The organism is uncultured Methylobacterium sp., assembly GCF_964251405.1.
Lineage (GTDB): Bacteria > Pseudomonadota > Alphaproteobacteria > Rhizobiales > Beijerinckiaceae > Methylobacterium.
The window spans coordinates 60,487-63,492 of sequence record NZ_CAXUJR010000004.1 but is presented as its reverse complement, the minus strand read 5'-3'; the positions used below and the strand labels follow the sequence as shown (position 1 = coordinate 63,492).

Sequence of the window (3,006 nt, the reverse complement as noted above, 5' to 3'; positions counted from 1 at the left end):
GGCGGAACCAGGTGGAGGGACTGTCACACCATTGCATCGGAGCTTGGCGAACCGTGTTGACGCCGGCCGTTTTTTTCTTAGAGTTCATTCAAGCTTCGGTTTTGAGGGGCGCCGCAAAGGGATAGCGGAACTCGGCTCGCAGGGGCCGGACGGCAGCGAAAACAAGCGCTGCCCGAAGGACTTGCGTAAAGCCACCGGAGCCAACTCCAGTCCCAGTCGCAAACAGCAGGTCACACCGGATACGCCGCTCAAACGAGCGGATAACGGCTGTCAAGACTTGTCGGAGGAATGCATGAGAGCGGTCCATCTTCTCGCACTCGGCGCCGGTCTGGTGGCTTCGGCCCCGGCTTTCGCCAACGACGACGTCCTGAAGCGCACGGCCGACCCGGCCCAGCAGGTGCTCCAGACCGTCGACTACGCCAACACCCGCTATTCGAAGCTCGACCAGATCAATGCCGGCAACGTCGGCAAGCTGCAGGTGGCCTGGACGTTCTCGACCGGCGTGCTGCGCGGCCACGAGGGCTCCCCCCTCGTCGTCGGCAATGTCATGTACGTCCACACCCCGTTCCCCAACATCGTCTATGCGCTCGACCTCGACCAGGACGGCAAGATCCTGTGGAAGTACGAGCCCAAGCAGGACCCGAGCGTCATCCCGGTGATGTGCTGTGACACGGTCAACCGTGGCCTCGCCTATGCCGACGGCGCCATCATCCTGCACCAGGCCGACACCACGATCGTCTCGCTCGACGCCAAGTCCGGCAAGGTGAACTGGTCCGTCGTCAACGGCGACCCGAAGAAGGGTGAGACCAACACCGCGACCGTCCTGCCGGTGAAGGACAAGATCATCGTCGGTATCTCCGGCGGCGAGTTCGGCGTGCAGTGTCACGTCACGGCCTACGATGCCAAGTCCGGCAAGAAGGTCTGGCGCGGATACTCGGTCGGCACCGACGACCAGCTCCTGATCGACCCCGAGAAGACCACCCATCTCGGCAAGCCGGTCGGCAAGAACTCCTCCACCACCACCTGGGAAGGTGACCAGTGGAAGACCGGCGGCGGCTGCACCTGGGGCTGGTTCTCCTACGACCCCAAGCTGAACGCCATGTATTACGGCTCGGGCAACCCCTCGACCTGGAACCCCAAGCAGCGTCCCGGCGACAACAAGTGGTCGATGACCGTCTTCGCCCGCGACGTCGACACCGGCATGACCAAGTGGGTCTACCAGATGACGCCCCACGACGAGTGGGACTACGACGGCATCAACGAGATGATCCTCACGGATCAGAAGGTTGACGGCAAGGACCGCCCGCTCCTCACCCACTTCGACCGTAACGGCTTCGGCTACACGCTCGATCGCGCCACCGGCGAACTGCTTGTCGCCGAGAAGTTCGATCCGGTCGTGAACTGGGCCTCCAAGGTCGACATGGACAAGGGCTCGAAGACCTACGGTCGTCCGCTCGTCCAGGCCAAGTTCTCGACCGAGCAGAACGGCGAGGACACCAACTCCAAGGGCATCTGCCCGGCCGCATTGGGCACCAAGGACCAGCAGCCTGCTGCGTTCTCCCCGAAGACCAACCTGTTCTACGTGCCCACCAACCACGTTTGCATGGACTACGAGCCGTTCCGGGTGACCTACACCCCGGGCCAGCCCTATGTCGGCGCGACGCTGGCCATGTACCCCGCCCCCGGCAGCCACGGCGGCATGGGTAACTTCATCGCCTGGGACGGCGTGAAGGGTAAGATCGCCTGGTCGGTGCCCGAGCAGTTCTCGGTTTGGTCCGGTGCTCTCGCCACCGCCGGTGACGTGGTGTTCTACGGAACCCTCGAGGGCTACCTCAAGGCCGTCGACGCCAAGTCGGGTAAGGAACTCTACAAGTTCAAGACCCCGTCGGGCATCATCGGCAACGTGATGACCTACCAGCACAAGGGCAAGCAGCACATCGGCATCCTGTCGGGTGTCGGCGGCTGGGCCGGCATCGGCCTCGCGGCCGGCCTGACCGACCCGAACGCCGGTCTCGGCGCGGTGGGTGGCTACGCCGCCCTCTCGAACTACACCAACCTCGGTGGTCAGCTCACGGTCTTCGCGCTGCCGAACTAATCGGTCGCACTTAGCCTTCCACCTTAAGGGTGCCGGCGCGGGTTTCCGCGCCGGCATCTTTATGATTAGATCAGCCCAAGAATGATCGAACACAGGCCTTGTTGGCCGATGTGATGGACCTGGGAGAAACGTCGTTGCACTTCATGAGCAAAGCAGTCATCCGTCCAGTTCTGGCTTTCGTCGCACTTGCCTCCGTCGCGACGGTCGCTGTCAACGCGCAGGACGCGAAGCCCGCCGATGCGGCGCTCGCCAACCAGCTTGATCCGAACGACAAGTCAGGTGGCCAGGACCCTAAAATCCTAGAGAAATATCAGGCCGTGAAGCTGGAAGACGGCAAGTATTTCGACAAGGACGGTGCACCGACCTATCACATCACTAATGAAGGCAAGAAATTCGACTGGTATGCCTATTCAGGCTACCGCCGTTATCATGCCGAATGCCATGTCTGCCACGGCCCCGATGCCATGGGTTCGACCTACGCACCTGCTCTCAGGGACTCGCTCAAGACGATCTCCTACGAGGAATTCGTCGGTATCATCTCGGGCGGCAGGCAGAATTCCAGCGCGGGCGGCCAGAGCGTGATGCCGGCTTTCGGCGATAACAAGAACGTCATGTGCTACGCCGACGACCTGTACGTTTACCTGAAGGCCCGCGCTTCAGGCGCGATGCCTCGGATTCGGCCGAGCGACAAGGAAGAGAAGCCGGAAGCCGCCAAGAAGTCCGAGAAGGAATGCCTGGGCGGCTGAAGATGTGCTTACGCCCTCGGATAACGTCAGTCTTGGCGCTCCTGCTGGTATCGACAGGAGCGCCGAGCGTCGCGATCGCGCAGACGCTCCCGGATCTCGTGACGCCCGACGTCCTGCGCGTCTGCGGTGACCCGGGCAACATGCCGTTCTCCGATCGGAAGGAGG

Annotated in this window: 2 protein-coding genes; both read left to right on the top strand. The window is 62.5% G+C overall.

Annotated features, from left to right (window positions below):
• Positions 1–292 precede the first annotated feature (292 nt).
• Entirely contained in the window at positions 293–2,095 is a 1,803-nt protein-coding gene (gene xoxF5, locus ACFE7U_RS01915) for a lanthanide-dependent methanol dehydrogenase XoxF5 (RefSeq protein ID WP_375408031.1), read from the top strand.
• A 143-nt stretch (positions 2,096–2,238) separates the two neighbouring features.
• The gene (locus tag ACFE7U_RS01910) at positions 2,239–2,841 is read left to right on the top strand and encodes a c-type cytochrome, methanol metabolism-related (RefSeq protein WP_375408043.1); all 603 of its coding nucleotides are present in this window, start codon (positions 2,239–2,241) and stop codon (positions 2,839–2,841) included.
• Positions 2,842–3,006 lie beyond the last annotated feature (165 nt).

Excerpts from the sequence above, each read along its gene's own strand:
- xoxF5 (WP_375408031.1), top strand. The coding sequence starts at position 293 with ATGAGAGCGGTCCATCTTCTCGCACTCGGCGCCGGTCTGGTGGCTTCG.
- ACFE7U_RS01910 (WP_375408043.1), top strand. The coding sequence starts at position 2,239 with ATGAGCAAAGCAGTCATCCGTCCAGTTCTGGCTTTCGTCGCACTTGCC.